Origin of the sequence: Nonomuraea terrae (assembly GCF_004348995.1) — a bacterium.
Classification (GTDB): Bacteria; Actinomycetota; Actinomycetes; order Streptosporangiales; family Streptosporangiaceae; genus Nonomuraea; species Nonomuraea terrae.
Map to the genome: position 1 here is coordinate 1 of NZ_SMKQ01000063.1, position 17,771 is coordinate 17,771.

The 17,771-nt window shown below is 72.0% G+C and carries 16 protein-coding genes; 10 read left to right on the forward strand and 6 right to left on the reverse strand.

The window, feature by feature from the left end; translation table 11 throughout:
• Positions 1 to 779: helix-turn-helix transcriptional regulator (locus E1286_RS21180; RefSeq protein WP_132615140.1), on the forward strand; the 779-nt coding region annotated here is incomplete at its 5' end.
• Positions 780 to 822: 43 nt separating this feature from the next.
• Positions 823 to 1,935, forward strand: a complete 1,113-nt coding sequence (locus E1286_RS21185) for a C45 family autoproteolytic acyltransferase/hydrolase (protein ID WP_132615142.1) — start codon at positions 823 to 825, stop codon at positions 1,933 to 1,935.
• Here E1286_RS21185 and E1286_RS21190 read toward each other — a convergent pair.
• Genes E1286_RS21190 through E1286_RS21200 form a run of 3 tightly spaced genes read right to left on the reverse strand, consistent with a single transcriptional unit; the run spans position 1,896 to position 5,595 of the window.
• The gene (locus E1286_RS21190; RefSeq protein WP_132615144.1) at positions 1,896 to 3,410 is read right to left on the reverse strand and encodes an AMP-binding protein; all 1,515 of its coding nucleotides are present in this window, start codon (positions 3,408 to 3,410) and stop codon (positions 1,896 to 1,898) included. The genes E1286_RS21185 and E1286_RS21190 overlap by 40 nt on opposite strands.
• A complete protein-coding gene (locus tag E1286_RS21195) occupies positions 3,410 to 4,432 on the reverse strand; it encodes an acyl-CoA dehydrogenase family protein (RefSeq protein ID WP_132615146.1) in 1,023 nt (340 codons plus the stop codon). The genes E1286_RS21190 and E1286_RS21195 overlap by 1 nt, the downstream gene beginning before the upstream one ends.
• Positions 4,429 to 5,595: an acyl-CoA dehydrogenase family protein gene (locus E1286_RS21200; protein ID WP_132615148.1), complete on the reverse strand. Its 1,167-nt coding sequence runs from the start codon at positions 5,593 to 5,595 to the stop codon at positions 4,429 to 4,431. The genes E1286_RS21195 and E1286_RS21200 overlap by 4 nt, the downstream gene beginning before the upstream one ends.
• Positions 5,596 to 5,755: 160 nt before the next feature.
• Here E1286_RS21200 and E1286_RS21205 point away from each other — a divergent pair, with 160 nt between their 5' ends.
• Both E1286_RS21205 and E1286_RS21210 read left to right on the forward strand, forming a co-directional pair.
• A complete protein-coding gene (locus E1286_RS21205) occupies positions 5,756 to 7,099 on the forward strand; it encodes a sensor histidine kinase (RefSeq protein WP_132615150.1) in 1,344 nt (447 codons plus the stop codon).
• A gap of 120 nt (positions 7,100 to 7,219) precedes the next feature.
• Positions 7,220 to 7,819: a TetR/AcrR family transcriptional regulator gene (locus E1286_RS21210; RefSeq protein ID WP_246075017.1), complete on the forward strand. Its 600-nt coding sequence runs from the start codon at positions 7,220 to 7,222 to the stop codon at positions 7,817 to 7,819.
• On the opposite strand, the gene E1286_RS21215 is transcribed toward E1286_RS21210, so the two are convergent.
• Positions 7,767 to 8,579: a class I SAM-dependent methyltransferase gene (locus E1286_RS21215; protein WP_165969829.1), complete on the reverse strand. Its 813-nt coding sequence runs from the start codon at positions 8,577 to 8,579 to the stop codon at positions 7,767 to 7,769. The two genes, E1286_RS21210 and E1286_RS21215, sit on opposite strands and share 53 nt — an antisense overlap.
• Positions 8,580 to 8,630: 51 nt before the next feature.
• On the opposite strand from E1286_RS21215, the gene E1286_RS21220 reads away from it, so the two are divergent.
• Both E1286_RS21220 and E1286_RS21225 read left to right on the forward strand, forming a co-directional pair.
• Complete coding sequence (locus E1286_RS21220) at positions 8,631 to 9,269, forward strand: copper resistance CopC family protein (protein ID WP_132615156.1); 639 nt, start codon at positions 8,631 to 8,633, stop codon at positions 9,267 to 9,269.
• Positions 9,266 to 10,297: a copper resistance D family protein gene (locus tag E1286_RS21225; protein ID WP_132615158.1), complete on the forward strand. Its 1,032-nt coding sequence runs from the start codon at positions 9,266 to 9,268 to the stop codon at positions 10,295 to 10,297. The genes E1286_RS21220 and E1286_RS21225 overlap by 4 nt, the downstream gene beginning before the upstream one ends.
• A gap of 4 nt (positions 10,298 to 10,301) precedes the next feature.
• Here E1286_RS21225 and E1286_RS21230 read toward each other — a convergent pair whose 3' ends face one another.
• Entirely contained in the window at positions 10,302 to 11,495 is a 1,194-nt protein-coding gene (locus tag E1286_RS21230; protein ID WP_246075018.1) for a hypothetical protein, read from the reverse strand.
• Between the two features lie 77 nt (positions 11,496 to 11,572).
• On the opposite strand from E1286_RS21230, the gene E1286_RS21235 reads away from it, so the two are divergent.
• The gene (locus E1286_RS21235; protein ID WP_132615160.1) at positions 11,573 to 12,085 is read left to right on the forward strand and encodes a GNAT family N-acetyltransferase; all 513 of its coding nucleotides are present in this window, start codon (positions 11,573 to 11,575) and stop codon (positions 12,083 to 12,085) included.
• Here E1286_RS21235 and E1286_RS21240 read toward each other — a convergent pair.
• On the reverse strand, positions 12,000 to 12,845 hold the full coding sequence (locus E1286_RS21240) for a class I SAM-dependent methyltransferase (protein ID WP_132615162.1): 846 nt from the start codon (positions 12,843 to 12,845) through the stop codon (positions 12,000 to 12,002). The genes E1286_RS21235 and E1286_RS21240 overlap by 86 nt on opposite strands.
• A 296-nt stretch (positions 12,846 to 13,141) precedes the next feature.
• Between E1286_RS21240 and E1286_RS21245 the strand changes: the two genes are divergently transcribed.
• The 3 genes from E1286_RS21245 to E1286_RS21260 all read left to right on the forward strand — a co-directional run bounded on the left by E1286_RS21245 (position 13,142) and on the right by E1286_RS21260 (position 17,741).
• Positions 13,142 to 13,567, forward strand: a complete 426-nt coding sequence (locus E1286_RS21245; RefSeq protein ID WP_132615164.1) for a nuclear transport factor 2 family protein — start codon at positions 13,142 to 13,144, stop codon at positions 13,565 to 13,567.
• 92 nt (positions 13,568 to 13,659) lie between these two features.
• Positions 13,660 to 16,899 (forward strand): alpha/beta fold hydrolase, encoded by a 3,240-nt coding sequence (locus E1286_RS50350; protein ID WP_246075019.1) that lies wholly within the window; start codon positions 13,660 to 13,662, stop codon positions 16,897 to 16,899.
• A complete protein-coding gene (locus E1286_RS21260) occupies positions 16,896 to 17,741 on the forward strand; it encodes an ABC transporter permease (protein WP_132615166.1) in 846 nt (281 codons plus the stop codon). The genes E1286_RS50350 and E1286_RS21260 overlap by 4 nt, the downstream gene beginning before the upstream one ends.
• Positions 17,742 to 17,771 lie beyond the last annotated feature (30 nt).

Sequence of the window (17,771 nt, forward strand, 5' to 3'; positions counted from 1 at the left end):
GCTACCGGCTGGGGGCGGGGGCGGCGCTGCCGCCGCTGCTGCTCGACGACGAGGAGGCAGTCGCGGTGGCGGTCGGGCTCGGCCGGGCCGCGGGCGGCGGCGTCGTGGGCATCGAGGAGACCTCGGTGCGCGCGCTGGCCAAGCTGGAGCAGGTGCTGCCGGCGCGGCTGCGGCGGCGGGTCAACACGCTCAACGCCTACACCGTGCAGATCCTCGGCCCGGCGCCGTCCGTCTCGCCCGAGGTGCTGACCGCGATCGCGAACGCGGCCCGCGACCGCGAGCGGCTGCGGTTCGGCTACACCGGGCACGACGGCGGGCAGAGCGCGCGCGACGTGGAGCCGTACCGGCTGGTGCACCGGCGCGGGCGCTGGTACCTGGTGGGCTACGACGTGGAGCGGGGCGGCTGGCGGACGTTCCGGGTGGACCGGGTGAGTCCGCGCACGCCGTCCGGGCCCCGGTTCCCGCCCCGCGAGCTGCCGGGGGACGGCGACGTGGCGGCGTACGTGGAGAAGGGGCTGAACACGGCGATGTGGCGGCACCGCGCGACGGTGCTGCTGCACGCCCCGGCCGAGCGGATCCGGGCGCTCCGGACCGGCGTGGAGGTCGAGCCGGTGGACGACGCCACCTGCCTGGCCCGGCTGGGCGGCGACGACCTGGAGGGCATGGCGGTGTGGATCGGGTTCCTCGGGGTGGACTTCGAGGTGCTGGACTCCCCTGAACTGACCGAGCAGGTACGGCTGCTGGCCGAGCGCTACCACCGGGCGGTCAGCCGCCGGTAAGCCCGCCGTCAGCGTCCCCGGCGATGCTCAGGCCATGCAGAACATGACGCACGTCGCAGGCGGCAAGGACGACTTCCAGCTGGTCACCCACCTCACCCTGACCGGCTCCCAGGTCGAGATCGGCCGGGCGCTCACCGAGGAGGCCCGCCGGCTCGGCTGGGCGCCCACGCCCGCCGACCCGATCGTCAACCGCGCCCGCAGGGCCTGGTTCGAACGGCACTGGCCGCAGCACCACGCCCGCATGGACGGCGCCGCGGCGGCACTCGGCCTCGACCCCGACCAGGACGAACTGGCGCTCGACGGCCTCAACTACATCCCCGAGGGCTCGGGATGCTCGGCCCTGTGGATCCCGCCGTCGGCCGCCTCGGACGGCCACGGCCGCGTGGGCCGCAACTACGACTTCTTCCCGTGGACCACCAGCGAGGTCATGGGCGCCGTGCCCGGGCCGAACGAGCTGCCCATGGCCTCGCGCCCGTACGTCATCACGACCGTGCCCGACGAGGGCCTGGCCTCCACCGTGATCACCATGAACGACCTCGACGGCTGCATGGACGGCGTCAATTCGGCCGGCCTCGCGGTCATGCTGCTGGTCGCCGACTTCGCCAGCGCCGCGCCGCCGGAGACCGTCGCGCCGCAGGTCGGGGTGGGCAGCGTGCAGCTGCCCCGGTTCCTGCTCGACACGTGCGAGAACGTCGAGCAGGCCAAGCAGGCGCTGCTGGGCGCCAAGCAGTACGACCACGGCCTGCCCCTGCACTACCTGGTGGCCGACGCGAACGGCAAGGCGTTCGTGTGGGAGCGGGGCCGCGACGGCAGCGAGCACATCGTCGAGTTCGGCGACGGACCGCTCTGCGTCACCAACCACCTGCTGCACCGCCACCCCGACCCGATGGACCTGCCCGAGGACACCGAGGGCAGCTTCTTCTCCTTCGGCCGGCTGCGCACCCTCCACGAGCGCAGCAAGGGCGTCACGATGTCGGCCGACGACCTGCGCGAGAGCCTGCGCGCGGTCCAGCAGGCCGAGAACCCCGACCTGCCGTTCCGCACGCTGTGGACCACGATCTTCGACACCGCCGACCGTACGCTGTCGGTCCGCTTCCACCTGGGTGACGGCAGGGGCTACTCCGAGGAACTGCTCTTCCCCGCCGCCGCCAGGTAGGCCTCGCGCACCCGCGACCGCGACAGCTTGCCGGTCGGGGTGCGCGGGAGCTCGTCGCGGTATTCGATCACCCTCGGGTGCTTGAACCGGGCGATGCGCGGCCCGCAGTGCTCCAGCAGCTCGGCGGTCAGCTCGGGGCCGGCCTTGACCCCCTCGACGGGCTGCACGAGCGCGACGACGTGCTGCCCCCACTCCTCGTCGGGCACCCCGATGACCGCGACGTCGGCCACCGCGGGATGTTCGAGCAGGGCGGCCTCGATCTCGGCGGGGTAGATGTTCACGCCGCCGGAGATGATCAGGTCGGTGCGCCGGTCGCACAGGAACAGGTAGCCGTCCTCGTCCAGGTAGCCGATGTCGCCGGGGGCGTACCACTCCCCCAGCATGCTGGCAGCCGTCTTGGCCGGGTCTTTCCGGTATTCGAACGTGCTGAGAGTCGACTTGACGTAGATCATGCCGGGCTCGCCGGGCGGCAGCTCCTTGCCCGCCTCGTCATGGATCTTCGCCTCGAACGTGGGCGCGGGCCGGCCGACGGTGCCGGGCCTGGCCAGCCAGTCGTGCGGTTTGACGGAGAACGCGATCGTGGACTCGGTCGAGCCGTAGTACTCGTACAGCACCGGGCCCCACCAGTCCATGATCTTCTGCTTGACCGCGACCGGGCAGGCGGCGGCGGTGTGGATGACCTGGCGCAGGCTCGACACGTCGTACCGGGCCTTGACCTCCTCCGGCAGCTGCAGCATCCGGTGGAACATGGTCGGCACCATCATCGCGTTGCCGACGCGGTGGCGCTCGATCAGCTCCAGGATGCCGACCGGGTCGAACCGGGGCGCGATGACCACGGTGTGGCCCAAGTGGAGCGCGAACTGGGTGTGCGCGCAGGGCGAGGAGTGGTACATCGGCGAGGTGACCAGGTGCACGTCGTCGCCGGGCTCGAGGTCGACGACCTCGGCGAGGAACCAGGTGTACATCGGCACGATCGCCTCCGGCTCCGCACCCGGCAGCGGACGCTGCACGCCCTTGGGGAAGCCGGTGGTGCCGGAGGTGTACCACATGACGGCCCCCGACGTACGGCCGGCGGGCGCGTCCGACGGTTGGCCGTCGGCCAGGCCGGCGGTGCCGACCTCGGCCCCCGGCACGGTGGCGGCGTACTCGGGCCCGGCGACCACGACCTTGGCGTCGCAGTCGGCCACGATGTACGCGATCTCGGCGGCGTTCAGGTGCCAGTTGATCGGCACGTAGTAGAGCCCGATCTGACCGGTCGCCATGAGCATGACGACGGCGTCGAGGCCGTTGGGCAGCACGCCCGCCACCACGTCGCCGGTGGTCAGCCCGCGGGCGCGCAGCCCGTGGGACACCTGGTTGACGCGGGCGAGCAGGTCGCCGTACGTGGTCTCGGACCCGTCGGCGTCGATCACGGCACGGCGGCCGGGGTCGGCTGCGGCGATGGCGTAGAAGCCGGGCAGCCCGCTGACGTCCATCACAGCTCCAGCAGGTCGGCGAGGCGGGCACGGTGGATGCGCGGCGGGCCCAGCAGCACCTCGTCGGCCTTGGCCCGCTTGTAGAACAGGTGGGCGTCGTGCTCCCAGGTGTAGCCGACACCGCCGTACAGCAGCAGGTGGTCGCGGGCCACCTCGAAGCAGGCCCGCCCGACGTACGCCTGGGCGAGTGCGGCGGCGCCGGGCAGCTCGCCGGGCGACTCGTCGGCGGCCCAGGCGGCGTAGCGGACGATCGACTCGGCCTGTTCGAGCTTGCCGTGCATGTCGGCGAGCTTGTGCTTGACGCCCTGGTAGGAGCCGATGTAGCGGCCGAAGGCGACGCGGATCTTGGCGTAGGCCACGATGGCGTCGAGCGCCGCCCGCATCACGCCGAGCTGCTCGGCGGCCAGCGCCACGCACAGCCGGTCGGCGATGCCCGACTCCGGCGCCGGGCCGAGCGCCCGCCCCGGCGCGCCGTCGAGCACCACCTTCGCCTGGCCGCGGGTGAGGTCGAGGGTATCCAGCGGATCGCGGCGCACGCCGGGGGCCGCCAGCTCGACGCAGACCATGACCAGGCCGTCGCCGGTACGGGCGGGGGCCACCAGCACGTCGGCCTCCATGCCGCTGAGCACCCGCGGCAGCGTGCCGCGCGCGGACGTGCCGTCGAAGAGCACCTCGGTCTCGTCGAGCGTGGCCGTGACGCGACCTTCGGCGATGCCGGTCAGCAGCTCCTTGTCGGGCACGAGGGTCGTGGCGATGGCGGCGAACGCGGTGGCCAGGAACGGTCCGGGCAGCAGCGCGGCGCCGGTCTCCTCCAGGGCGACGGCGAGCTCGGCCATGCCGGCGCCCGCGCCGCCGTACTCCTCGGGGATGATCAGGCCGGACAGGCCGAGCTCACCGTTGAGCCGGGCGTACACCTGGGGGTCGTAGCCCTCGCGGACCTTGGGCAGCGGCGAGGCGCCGCGCAGGAAGCCGCGCACGGCCTCGCGCAGCTCCCGCTGTTCGGGGCTGAGTACGAGCTTCACGCCTGGGTCCCCACCTTCAGGTCCTTGAACGGCACGTTCTTGTCCACCCGCGGCTCCGGCGGCAGGCCGAGCACGCGGTCACCGACGATGTTGCGCATGATCTCGTTGGTGCCGCCGCCGAGCGCCATGCCGGGGGCGGTGGCGATCAGGCGGGAGAGGGGATGGTCTGCCAGCACCGCCTCGGGGCCGACGAGCCGGGTGGCGAGGTCGGCCTGGAAGAGGGTCAGCTCGGCGAGCAGCAGCTTGGCGGCGCTGCCGCGCGCGCCGGGGAAGACGCCGGCCTCGGTCTCCTGCGCCAGCCGCTGGTTGAACAGCGCCAGCGCGCGGCTGCGGATGTGCAGCTCGACGAGCTGGTCGCGGACGTACGGGTCGCTCGTGTCGACCATCGTGCGCAGCGCCTCCAGCGCGGCCGGGTTGTCCTTCTGACCGCCCATGCCGACGCCCGAGGAGATCGACAGCCGCTCGTGCAGCAGCGTCGTGACCGCGACGCTCCAGCCGTCGTCGACCTCGCCGACGCGGTGCTCGTCGGGGATGGTGACGTCGTCGAAGAAGACCTCGTTGAAGTTGGCCCTGCCCGACATGTCCTTCAGCGGCCTGACGGTCACGCCCGGGTGGTGCATGTCCACCACGAACATGGTCAGCCCCTTGTGCTTGGGCACCTCCACGTCGGTGCGGGCCAGCAGCAACCCCCAGTCGGCGTGGTGGGCGACGGAGGTCCACACCTTCTGGCCGTTGACGACCCAGTGGTCGCCGTCGCGCACGGCCCTGGTCTGCAGGGCGGCGACGTCGCTGCCCGCGCCGAGCTCGGAGAACAGCTGGCACCAGATCTCCTCGCCGCGCAGCAGCGGCCGCAGGAACCGCTCGCGCTGGGCGTCGGTGCCGCGATCGAGGATCGTCGGCCCGGTCATGCCGAGGCCGATCGAGAAGACGTAGGTGGGGAGGCTGTAGTCGCGTGCCTCCGCGGCGAACGCGCGCTCCTCCGCCTCGGTCAGCCCCTGGCCGCCCCAGCGCCGCGGCCAGGTGATGCCGGAGTATCCGGCGTCGTGGAGTCTGGCCATGAAGTCTTTGGCGCGGGTGACCGCGCCGGTCTCCGGGTGGTCGTCCGACGGAGCGTTGTCCTGCAGCCAGGCCCGGGCCGCGCGGCGATACTCGACAAGATTCACATCGACTCCTCGGCATCAGTGCTCACTTACTCTAAGTCAGCCCGCCGAGGCCCGTACAGAGCAATGCTCTGGAAGGTCTTTAGCCGGATTTGTCGAGGAATCTCCCTTAATTCGAGCAGTAAGTGCGTACTGTGATCATCTGATCACGGGGGGATGAAATGTGATCACTCGGCTGGGCCGTTCCATTCGTGCGCGACTGGCGCTGTTCGCCAGCATCGCCATGGCACTGCTCTGCCTGGTCACCAGCTCGCTGCTGCTGTGGTCGGCACAGGGCGCGCTCATGGACATCCGGACGAACGAGGTCATCGGCAGCGCGCTGCGCGTGGTGCACCTGATCAAGGAGCATGAGCGGCCGCCACCCTTGGTCGGCCTGGACTCACACAGCGTCCAGGCGGTCGACGAGAACGGCCGGGTGATGTCCGCGACGCCCGACCTGCGGGGCATGCCGCGCGTGACGAACCTGGCCCCCGCCTCCGGCAGCGCCAGCCGCATCGGCCCTCTCTGCGACGTGCCGCAGTTCCACGGGGAGTGCCAGATCATGGTCGCCTTCCGCGTGTACCGCAATGACGGCGACTGGACCGTCTACGCCTTCGGCGCCATGCCGCCCTGGTACGTCAACGCCTCCACGCTCGTCCTGCTGGCCGGGGGCTCGACGGCGCTCGTGGTGCTGGCCTGGTTCGGAGCCTCGCGGATGGTCGCCAAGACGCTCTCGCCGGTCGACAACATCACCGCCCGGCTCGCCGAGATCACCGCCGGCAACGGCGGGATGCGCGTGCCCGTGCCGGAGAACGCCGACGAGATCAGGGCGCTCGCCCAGACGGCCAACCGGACGCTCGCCCGGCTGGAGCAGGCGGTCGAGCAGCAGCGCAGGTTCGCCTCCGACGCCTCCCACGACCTGCGCAGCCCGCTGACCGCCATGCGCGCCGAGCTGGAGGAGGCCATGCTGGCCCCCGACGAGACCGACTGGCGCGAGACCGGGGCCCGGCTGCTGACGAGCCTCGACCGGCTGCAGAACATCGTCACCGACCTGCTCACGCTGACCAGGCTGGACGCGGGGGCGCCCGGGCACCTGGAGCCGGTGGACCTGGCCGAGCTGGTCAAGTCGGAGACGGAGCGGACGCGCGGCAAGAAGGTCGTCACCTCGCTGGAGCCCGGCGTGGTCGTCACCGCCGACCGGCTCCGGCTGAGCCGCCTGCTGACGAACCTGCTGGACAACGCCGAACGGCACGCCGAGAGCACGATCATCGTGGCCGTGCGGCAGTCTCGCGGGGAGGCGATGCTGGAGGTGCAGGACGACGGCGCGGGCATCGCCCCGGAGCACCGCGAGGTCGTGTTCCAGCGGTTCACCCGGCTGGACGCCTCCCGCAACCGCGACGCGGGCGGCACCGGCCTCGGCCTGCCCATCGCGCGGGAGATCGCGCACGCTCACGGCGGCGTGCTGCGCATCGAGGAGTGCGACAAGGGCGCCCGTTTCGTCCTCCGGATTCCAGTAAGGGATGCCTGATCCCTGTTTCCGCCCACTGCTACCATGATCAACCCGAGCGGAATTCCGGCGCGTACCGGATCGGTACATGCCCGGTTTGTCCTACGAATAACTATGAGTCAGAAGTTAGAGTTACTCGCTGTGACAACAGGTTTCAGCCGATTACGGCGCGAGGATTTGCTGAAAACGGCCTGCGAGGTGATCGCGGAGCAGGGGTTCGGGCACACCAGGACCATCGACATCGCCAAGGCGGCCGGCGTGAGCCAGGCCCTGCTCTTCTACCACTTCGAGACCAAGGAGCGGCTGTTCGCCCAGGCGTTCGGCTACGCCGCGCGCCTGCACCTGAACGCCCTGGCCGGTCTCGACAGCTCCGCGGGCACGCCCCTGGACCGCCTGCGCTCCCTGCTCAGGCTCTGCTCGCCGGCGATCCCCACCGAGGGCTGGCGGTTGTGGATCGACGCCTGGTCGGAGGCCATGCGCAGCGCCGAGCTGGAGGAGATCTCGCGCCGCATCGACGCCCGGGGACGTGCGCTGATGCGCGGCATCATCGAGGCCGGCGTCGACTGCGGGCAGTTCGCCTGTGCCGACCCCGACGCGACGTCGTGGCGGTTGTTCGCCCTCATCGACGGCCTGGCCGTCCAGACGCACCTGCACCCCAAGGTGCTCTCGCGCCGCCGGGTCAACGGGCTCATCCGGGCGGCGGCGTCGTACGAGCTGGGGGTTTCGGTGGAGGCGCTGTGACGGGCCTGCGGGCGAGCAGCACCTCGGTCACCGTCCGCAGCTCCCACGTGCCCGAGGGATTCAGCGCGAGCAGCTCCCGCCTGGCGGCCTCGGTGAAGGCCGCCAGCCGGTCGCCGAGCCGGGCTGGCGTGGAGTAGGAGTACGACAGCTGCAGGCCCAAGATCTCCTCGACCCCGTACGTCAGGCGCTCGGTGTAGCACGTCACGTCGAGGTCGCGGAACGGCGAGGTGACCAGCACGTCGTCGTGGTGCTCGCCGGTCGCCTGGTAGGAGTCGGACGCGGTCAGCGTGTTGACGCCGAACTCCTCGCGCAGCCGCCGCATGGCCGGCTCCCACGGCTCCTCCGGGTCGTCGTGGCGGGACGGCCCGACCAGCGCCACGACGCCGCCGGGCGGCAGCAGCTCGTCGAGGTCCGCCAGCACCGCGCGGCGGTCCGTCCAGTGGAACGACCGCCCCATGACGACGTGGCCGAACGGCGGCAGCGCGCGCAGCGCCGTGGAGTCGCCCCTGATCCAGCGGATGTTCGGCACGGCCGCCGCCAGGCGTTCGCCCTCGGCGAGCATGCCGGCGTCGGGGTCGACGGCCAGCACCTCGCGGACGTGGCGGGCCAGCGGGACGGCGATCGTGCCGGGGCCGCAGCCGAGGTCGAGCACGGTGCTTTCAGGCCCGAACGCCGCCGCCAGCCGCTCGATCGCCGGCCCTGCGTGGCGGGGTCTGTATCGGGCGTAGAAGGGAGCCGCGCCGCCGAACAGGTCCTCCATGGATGGGACCATATACGGGTTCATGACGTGTCCGATGGAAGGTTTTGCTCTGTGAGGCGGCTACTCACGGTCCTGCTGCTCGCCTGCGCCACCGTGGGACTGGCGCACACGCCGGCCCAGGCGCACAACGTGCTGATCGGCAGCGACCCCAAGGACGGAGCGACGCTGACGGCCTCGCCCGAGCGGGTGACGCTGGTGTTCGACCAGCTGGTGCGCCAGGGATACGCGCAGGTGGGCGTGACGGGGGCCGACGGGTCGGCGTGGGCCGACGGAGCGGCCGAGGTCGCGGCGGAGCGGGTGTCGGTCAAGGTCAAGCCGTTGCCCGCCGGGGGCACGTACGTCGTGGGCTACCGCATCCTGTCCGCCGACGGCCACCCGGTCACCGGCAAGATCACCTTCAGCCTGGCGCCGGACGCCTCCGGTGTGAGCACGGACACCACCAGCGCGGCGGCCGGGAGCTCTGGGGCTGCGAATTCTGGGGCTGCGAATTCTGGGGCTGTGAGTTCAGGAGCCGTGAGTTCTGGTGCGGCCGCCGAGGCGGCGGCCAACGGCGGCGCGGGGATGGCCGTGGTGTGGATCGTGGGAGCGCTGCTCCTGCTCGCGGCCGGCACCGCCGTGGCCCTGCGCCGTTCCTCCTCCCCCGTGGTTGAGGGCTCCCCCGCGGTTGAGGGCGAGAGGACGGGCGCGTGACCGTCACCGCTGCTTCCGTGTCCTCCCGCCGGATCGGCGGGCGTGCGGTGGCCGGGGCGTTCGGCGTGTGCGCCGTGCTAGCGGCCGTGGCCGCGAGCACCCTCACCGCCCAGGACGCCGTGCCCGGCATCCCCATGCCCGGCGTCGTGGTGACGTACGGGCTGCCGATCGTGCGGGTGCTGCTCGACGTGGCCGCCGTCGCCGTGGTCGGCCTCAGCCTGCTGCCCAAGCTGCTCGGCTTCGACGACCCCGAGCGCACCGAGCCCGTCATGCTGCGGGTGCGCCCGCTGGCGGTGACGGCCGCGTGGGCGTGGGCGATCTGCGCGCTGCTCACCATCGTGTTCCAGACCGCCGAGCTCAACCCCGGCTCCGTGCCGACGTTCGGCATGATCGCCGCTTACGTCGATGACGTCGGCACCGGTCAGGGGCTGCTGTTCAGCGCGGCGTGCGCGCTCGCGGCGGCCGGCATCGGGCTGATGGCGGTGCGGTTCGGCGAGAAGGTGCCGGCCGAGCTGCGGATCATCGTGGCGTTGTTCGGGCTGCTGCCGATCCCGGTCACCGGTCACGCGGTCGACTCGGTCTGGCACGACCCCATCATGATCTCGATGGAGATCCACGTCATGGGAGCGGCGGCGTGGACCGGCGGGCTGGTGGCGCTGGCCGCGTTCGTGGCCCCGCACCGCGATCTGCTGGCCGTGGCGCTGCCGAAGTTCTCGAGGATCGCCACGGTGTGCCTGCTGCTCGTGGGGCTGTCCGGCCTCATCACGGGACTCAGCACGATGGCGCTCACGCCGGGCGTGACACTGCCCGACGCGATCGTGACCAGCCCCTACGGGCAGCTGGTCGTGGTCAAGACGGCGCTGGTGGCGCTGCTGGTGCCGCTGGCCGCCCACATCCGCTTCCGGCTGCTGCCCGCCATCCGGCAGCGCCGGGCCACCGCCCTGGTGGGCTGGGCGGTGGCCGAGGTGAGCGTGATGGGGCTGGCCTACGGCGTGGCCGTGGCGATCACGCGCTCGTCGATCGTCTGACGGCTCAGGGGGTGACGGCGGCGGGGACGGTCGCGCGGGGCACCGGGGCCGCGGCCTCGCGCGGCCGGCGCCGGCTCGCGATCCACTCGACGGCCAGCCAGCAGACCAGCAGGCCGAGCCCGGCCCACACGGCCGACGCCGTGACCAGCGGGGGCGCGCCGAGCAGGCCCTCCTGGCCCTTGATCCAGCCGTACACCGGGCCCATGACGGTGCTCTGCGCCGCCAGCGCGCCGTACGCGCCGGCCGTGACCACGGCGGCGCCGAGCACCGCCCGCACGGCGGGCTGGCGCACCAGGAACGCCACGTCGACCAGCAGACCGGCGACGACCAGGAAGAACGGCACCGCCGACGGCGGGAAGCCGGTGAAGGTGAGCAGCGGCCAGGCCAGCGTCCTGAACCCGACGTAGGCGACGGCCACGAGCGTCGCGGCGCCGAACCGGCCGATCAGCAGCCGGGCCACGACGAGCACGGACAGCCCGACGACCACGGCGTAGACCGGGTAGAGATAGTCGGGCACGGGCAGGGTGAAGCCGGCCATCATCGCCCGGTCGATCGGCCGGCCCATCTGGTCGGCCGCGAACTGCAGCAGGATCTGCTCGGCGTAGACGACCTTGTCGTCCCACGCGCCGAGCGACAGGATGCCGTACTCCTGGTGCTGCTCTGGGAAGTGCACGTTCTCCAGGAAGAACGCGAAGAACGCCCCCAGCACGACCACCCGCTCCCGCCCGGGCGGCGCCCCCATGAACCAGCCGCGGATCACACCCGCGATCATGAAGAACGTCCCGGCGTAGAGCATCATGTGGGACGGGCTCCACGAGGTGATGTCGAGGCCGTTGATGCGGTGGTTGATCAGGTCGAGCGGCACCGCGACGAGGAAGACCCCCGTGCCCCACTGGATGAGCCGCAGCGCGGCCTTGTCGACACCGTAGCCGGTGTAGCCGTGGATGACGGTCAGCGCGACGACGATGACCGTGCCGACGGAGTTGAGCAGGTGGGGCGGGGCAAGGTCGTCGCGCAGCCACTTGAAGTGCCACGAGACGTCCCACGCCGAGCCCAGGACCTTGAGGGCGAACGCCACCAGCCAGCCGATGTAGAGCACCCTGAACAGATCCTGCGGCGTCTCACGGCCCGCCTGCCCCCGGGTCCAGTACGGCAGGGCCCAGGCGGCGGCCTTCTTGAACGATGCTGGAGACTTCACAGGACTGAATCTTACGGTGGCCGGCCTTGAACGCTGAGACGCCCTGTTCCGGCGATCACCTTTGCCACAATGCCGGCATGTCGTTTGATATCCGATCTGCCGGCCCGGAGGACTCGCCGGCGATCGAAGAGGTCCGCATCGCCAGCTGGCGTGTCGCCTACCGCGGGGTCCTACCGGACACGTACCTCGACGGCCTGGAGGTGCGGCCGCAGTTGGTGCAGGCTCGTGCGGAGGCGCTCGCGGACGGGCGGCTGACGGGCGCGGTCGCCGTGCGCGACGGGTCGGTCCGCGGCTTCACCCTGTACGGCCCGAGCCGCGACGCCGACATCCCCGGCATGGAGGTGTACGCCATCTACGTGCTGCCCGACGACTTCTCGACCGGCATGGGGCGGGCGCTGATGACGGCGACCACGCAGGCCATGGCCGCGTCGGGCGGCACGGAGACCGGGCTGTGGGTGCTGGCGGACAACCCGCGCGCGCGGCGGTTCTACGAGCGCTTCGGGTTCACGCCGTCGGGGCGGACGAAGCAGGTGGAAGATCCCCCGCTGGAGGAGGTGCACTACCGGCTGACGCTCTCAGCGAGAACATGAGAGGCAGCCGCGGCGCGCCGTACGGGAGGCGGTATCCGCCGTCGCCGGCGACGAGCGTGCCGTAGCGGCGGAAGAGCGTGTGGTCGTGCTCGTGCAGGAACTCCATCCGCAGCCCGGCCGCCGCCAGCGCGGTGACGATCTCACCCAGACCGTGCCGGAACTGCATCGTCCTCGTGTGCGTGAGCGCCGCGCCGTCGGTGTAGGTGTGCGGCTCGTCCCAGACGTGGGGGCCGCGTTCGAAGTAGTCGTGGGTGACCGTGGTGCCGCTCTCGTCGTCCAGGACGTCGGAGAACGGGTGGAACTCGGCCAGGTAGAGGAACCCGCCGGGCCGCAGCAGGGCGGCGACCGTCTCGGCCCAGCGGGCGATGTCGGGCAGCCAGACGAGCGCGCCGACGCCGGTGTAGACGATGTCGTACGTCTCGCCGAGCGCCTCGACGGCGTCGTACACGTCGGCAGTGACGAACCGGGCCGGGATGCCGCACTCCGCGGCCAGCGCCCGCGCCTGCTCGACAGCCGCCTCCGAGAAGTCGAGCCCGGTCACCTCAGCGCCGAGCCTGGCCCAGGAGAGGGTGTCGAGGCCGATGTGGCACTGCAGGTGAGCCAGCCGACGGCCGGACACGTCGCCGACCTCGTCCAGCTCGAACCTCCGCAGCGGGCTGCGCCCGGCCTTGAACCCTTCGACGTCGTAGAAGGCGGAGCCGACGTGGACGGGGACGCGCGCGTTCCAGTTGGCCCGGTTGAGCTCGAGGTAGTCGTCCATGCCGGGGAGCCTAGGCGTCGGCCCGCGGCTTCGCCGACATGCCACCTCCTACGTCCTCGTACGCGCACTCGTTGTCCACAGGAGCCCATGGGCGCCGGCCGGTTGTCCACAGGCGGCGCGCTCGGCGGTTCCCTCGGCCGGGCCGGCGTGCATCATGGCCGCGTGACTCCAGCAGACGCAGTGCCGCTTCTCCAGGTCGTGCATAGTCAGCCGCATGACCTGGCAGGTAATCGCCACGCCCACGCGCCGCCGGGCAGACTGCGACGGCACCACCGGGACGACATGAAGGAAAAGCCATGACGACACGTGACACCGTGCAGGAACTGCTGCGCCGGATCGGCGCGGGCGACCCCGAGGGCGTCGCCGCCCTGTTCGCCGAGCGGAGCGACTGGCGGTTCTCCTGGCCCGCCGACGGGCACCCGGCCGTGCCGTGGATCCGCCCGCGGGCCGGCCGCGGCGACGTGGCCGAGCACTTCCGGAGCCTGGCGGCGCACCACGTCGCCGAGCTGAACGGCACCTCGGTGAGCCACGTCCTGGTGGACGGCGACGACGCGGTCGTGCTCGGCACGATCGCGCAGACGGTCAAGGGCGGCGAGGTGTCCTACACGTCCCCGTTCGCGTTGCATCTCACCGTCGAGGAAGGCTTGGTCACCCGCTACCACATCTACGAGGACAGCCTCACGGTCGCCCGGGCGTTCTCCGGCGACCGGCGCACACCTTGATCACCCGGTTCAGCTCGTACAGCACCGCGCGGCAGGTCCCGGCGTGAGCCCCGTCTCAGGGATCTCTCAGGTGCGGAAAGTAGGCTCACCGCATGAAGCGTGTGGCCGCCCTGGTGGTGGCGCTCGCCCTCATCGGGGTGACGACGTGGCTCGTGTGGCCGTCGGCTCCCGGGGTGCGGGGCCAGGACCAGAAGATAACCGTCGTCGACGGACCCGCCGACGACCAGCGCGTGGTGCTCGACACGACGTTCTTCCCACCGCCTGAGGGCGGGAAGGCGCCTGCCGTGCTGCTCGCCCACGGGTTCGGCGGCAGCAAGCAGAGCATGCGGGACCAGGCGATCCGCCTCGCCCAGGACGGCTACGCGGTGCTGACCTGGTCGGCGCGCGGCTTCGGCCGCTCCACCGGTCAGATCGCGCTCAACTCGCCCGACTACGAGGTCAAGGACGTCAAGCAGCTGATCGACTGGCTGGCCGAGCGGCCCGAGGTCCAGCTCGACGCCTCGGGCGACCCGCGCGTGGGCATCGCGGGTGGCTCGTACGGCGGCGCGATCGCGCTCATGACGGCCGCCTTCGACCAGCGGGTCGACGCGATCGTGCCGCAGATCACCTGGTCCGACCTGGCCGACGCCCTGTTCCCCAACGCGGCCACCACCACCCAGACCGCCCCAGGCCCCACCACAGGCGAAGCCGACACCACCACCGGAACGGACGGCGACGCCGCGCGGAGCGATGGCGAGTCCGGCACGGCCTCAGGCGGCACCGACTCCTCCGCGAGCGCCGACCCCACCACGGGCGGCACCGAGTCCTCCGCGAGCGCCGACCCCACCACGGGCGGCACCGACTCCTCCGCGAGCGCCGACCCCACCACGGGCGGCACCGACTCCTCCGCGAGCGCCGACCCCGCCACGGGCGGCACCGGCACCGATCAGGGCGCCAGCGACACCGGCTCCCCTGACGCGTCCGGGTCGGGGGCGGCGAGTGGCGTCTTCAAGCGCATGTGGGCCGGCATCTTCTTCGGGCAGGGCGTCTCGCTCGACGCGTCGTCGCTGCTGGGCCCGCGGGAGACGGCCGGGCCGCTGACTCCTCAGCAGGCGCGCTGCGGCAGGTTCCTGCCGGAGATCTGCGACATCTACCAGGAGGTCGCCGAAGACGGCAGGGCCTCCCCGGAGGCCGTCGCGCTGCTGCGCAAGTCGAGCCCCATCACCGTGGCCGACCGCATCAAGGCGCCGACCCTGCTCATCCAGGGGCAGCGTGACTCGTTGTTCCCGCTGAGCCACGCCGACGCCAACGCCAAGGCCATCGCCGCCGCGGGCACGCCGGTCAGCCTGGCGTGGTTCGACGGCGGGCACGACGGCGGCAACGGCGAGGCCGACTGGCTGTTCGAGCAGTCCTCGGCCTGGTTCTCCCGCTATCTCAAGGGCGAGGGCTCGCGGACGCCGCCGGTGAGCGCGTTCACGGTGACCCGTGACGGCGGGCGCGACCCCGGCACCCGTCAGCGCATCCGCCTGCACCCGGAGGCCGACGCCTACCCCGGTCTCGGCGGCACCGACACCGCCACGGTCGAGCTGGCCGGCCCCGAGCAGAACATCGTCAACCCGCCCGGCGGCGCCCCTGCCTCGATCTCGACGGTGCCGGGCATCGGCGGCCTGCTGGGCGGCCAGGGCAACGGCGGCGTCTCGATCGACATGCCGGGCCAGAGCGCCGCGTTCGAGTCCCGGCCGCTCACCGCTCCCCTGCAGCTCACCGGCAGCCCGACCATCACGGTAAGGGTGACGGGCGAGGGCGAGGCGACACTGTTCGCCAAGCTGTACGACGTGGCCGAGAACAACCAGCTGCCCACCCTGCCCGCCGGGCTGGTGGCGCCCGTCCGGGTGACGATCCCGCAGGGCGCGGGCAGCACGGAGGCCACGATCACCCTGCCCGCCGTGGACCACCGCTTCGCCGTGGGCCACCGGCTGCGCCTGGTGGTGACGACGACGGACATGGGGTTCGCGACGCCCGCCGCGCCGGCGGCGTACCAGATCTCGCTGGCCTCCCCCGCGCTCACCGTCCCGACGGTGCGCACGCTGGCCGCCGCTCCCACCGGGGTGGCGTGGTGGGTCTGGGCCATGCCGCTGGCCTCGATCGTGGTCGCGGCCGTCCTGCTGGCCACCGGCCGCACCCCGGCCGGCCTCCGCCGCCGGCCCGTACGCGCCTCCACGGCCGAGCCCGCTTCGATCGGCGGCACGCCGGAAACCGGCATACCGAACACCACGCCTGCTTCCAGCCCGAACGGCAAGCCGGTCACCCCCGCTGTCACCACCCCGAACGGCCAGGCACCCGACGCCGGCACGGCGACCGGGACCACCGCGACCGGCACCACGACGGCCGGGACCACGACGGACGATCCATCGGACGTCGCCACCGGTGTCAACGGCTCCTCCCCCGATGCCGCGACCACCGTCAACGGCTCCTCCGATGCCATGGCCGGCGGCCAGGCTCATGACGGGGCCACGACGGGCAGCCGGACCGGTGCCGCGCCCGTCACCAGCGTCCCGGCAAGCGACACCCCCTCCGGCAGCAGCGCGACCGGCACGGCCGCGGTCGCCGCGGCGGAGGTGCCGCTGGAGATCAGGGGGCTGACGAAGGCGTACCGCAACGGCGAGCTGGCGGTCGACGGGCTGTCGTTCCGCGTCGAGAAGGGCCAGGTCCTCGGCCTGCTCGGCCCGAACGGCGCCGGCAAGACGACCACCATGCGCATGATGATGGGCCTCATCCAGCCCGACGACGGCGAGGTCCGCATCTTCGGCGAACGCGTCACGCCCGGCGCCCCCGTGCTGTCGCGGCTCGGCTCGTTCGTCGAGGGGCCCGGGTTCCTGCCCCATCTGTCCGGGCACGACAACATCCAGCTCTACTGGGCCGCCACCGGCCGCCCGGTCGCCGACGCGCACTTCGACGAGGCTCTGGAGATCGCCGGGCTCGGCAAGGCGCTGGAGCGGGCCGTACGCACCTACTCCCAGGGCATGCGCCAGCGCCTGGCCATCGCCCAGGCCATGCTCGGCCTGCCCGACCTGCTCGTGCTCGACGAACCTACCAACGGTCTCGACCCGCCCCAGATCCGCGAGATGCGGGAGGTGCTCAAGCGCTACGCGCGCGACGGCCGCACGGTGATCGTGTCCAGCCACATGCTGGCCGAGGTGGAGCAGACCTGCAGCCACGTCGTGGTCATGCAGCGCGGGCGGCTGGTGTCGACCGGCCCCGTCTCGCAGCTGCTCAGCTCGGCCGCCGCGGCCAACGGGCACGGGCCGCGCCTGGAAGACGTGTTCCTCGACCTCATCGGAGACAAGGCATGACCACCGCGACCGGCTACGCGCCCAACCGTACGCTGCCGTTGCGCGTGGAGATCGTCAGGCAGTTCAAGCGGCGGCGGACGCTGGCGATGTTCGGGCTGCTGCTGGCGCTGCCGTGGGTGCTGGTGATCGCGTTCCAGATCGGGCCGCAGGGCGCGAACGAGGAGCAGTCGCTGCGCATCTCCGACCTGGCCACCCAGAGCGGCCTGAACTTCGCCGCCTTCGCGCTGTCGGTGTCGGCCAGTTTCCTGCTCGTGGTGGCGGTCGCGCTGTTCTGCGGCGACACCGTGGCGAGCGAGGCCAACTGGTCGTCGCTGCGTTATCTGCTGGCCGCGCCGGTCCCCCGTGACCGGCTGCTGCGGCAGAAGCTGATCGTGGCGCTCGGCTTCTCGGCCGCCGCCGTGATCTGCCTGCCGGTGATGGCGCTGCTCGCGGGCACCCTGGCGTTCGGCTGGGACGACATCCAGCTGCCCGGCACGGGCGAGGTCATCCCGGCGCTCGACGTGCTGCCCCGCTTCGGCATCGTGATCGCGTACGCGATGGTCAGCCAGCTCGTGGTCGCGGCGCTGGCGTTCCTCATCTCGACCATGACCGACTCCCCGCTGGGCGCTGTGGGCGGCGCCGTCGGGTTGTGGATCGTGTGCACGATCCTGCAGGCCGTGGAGGCGCTGGGGGTGCTGCGCGAGTTCCTGCCCACGTTCTGGAACAACGCCTGGCTCGACGCCCTGCAGCCCGAGCTCGACTGGAGCGGGATGGCGAAGGGCGCGTCGGTGTCGATCACGTACGCCGCGATCCTCCTCGCGGTCGCCTTCCGCCGCTTCCGCCACAAGGACGTCGTCAGCTGACACCACCCCGCCGGCGAAGCGGCCGGTTGA

Bases quoted from the DNA above. Each gene is read 5' to 3' on its own strand.
- E1286_RS21240 (WP_132615162.1), bottom strand. From the start codon at position 12,845: ATGGACGACTACCTCGAGCTCAACCGGGCCAACTGGAACGCGCGCGTC.
- E1286_RS50350 (WP_246075019.1), top strand. From the start codon at position 13,660: ATGAAGCGTGTGGCCGCCCTGGTGGTGGCGCTCGCCCTCATCGGGGTG.
- E1286_RS21260 (WP_132615166.1), top strand. From the start codon at position 16,896: ATGACCACCGCGACCGGCTACGCGCCCAACCGTACGCTGCCGTTGCGC.
- E1286_RS21235 (WP_132615160.1), top strand. From the start codon at position 11,573: ATGTCGTTTGATATCCGATCTGCCGGCCCGGAGGACTCGCCGGCGATC.
- E1286_RS21215 (WP_165969829.1), bottom strand. From the start codon at position 8,579: ATGGAGGACCTGTTCGGCGGCGCGGCTCCCTTCTACGCCCGATACAGA.
- E1286_RS21245 (WP_132615164.1), top strand. From the start codon at position 13,142: ATGACGACACGTGACACCGTGCAGGAACTGCTGCGCCGGATCGGCGCG.
- E1286_RS21185 (WP_132615142.1), top strand. From the start codon at position 823: ATGACGCACGTCGCAGGCGGCAAGGACGACTTCCAGCTGGTCACCCAC.
- E1286_RS21190 (WP_132615144.1), bottom strand. From the start codon at position 3,410: ATGGACGTCAGCGGGCTGCCCGGCTTCTACGCCATCGCCGCAGCCGAC.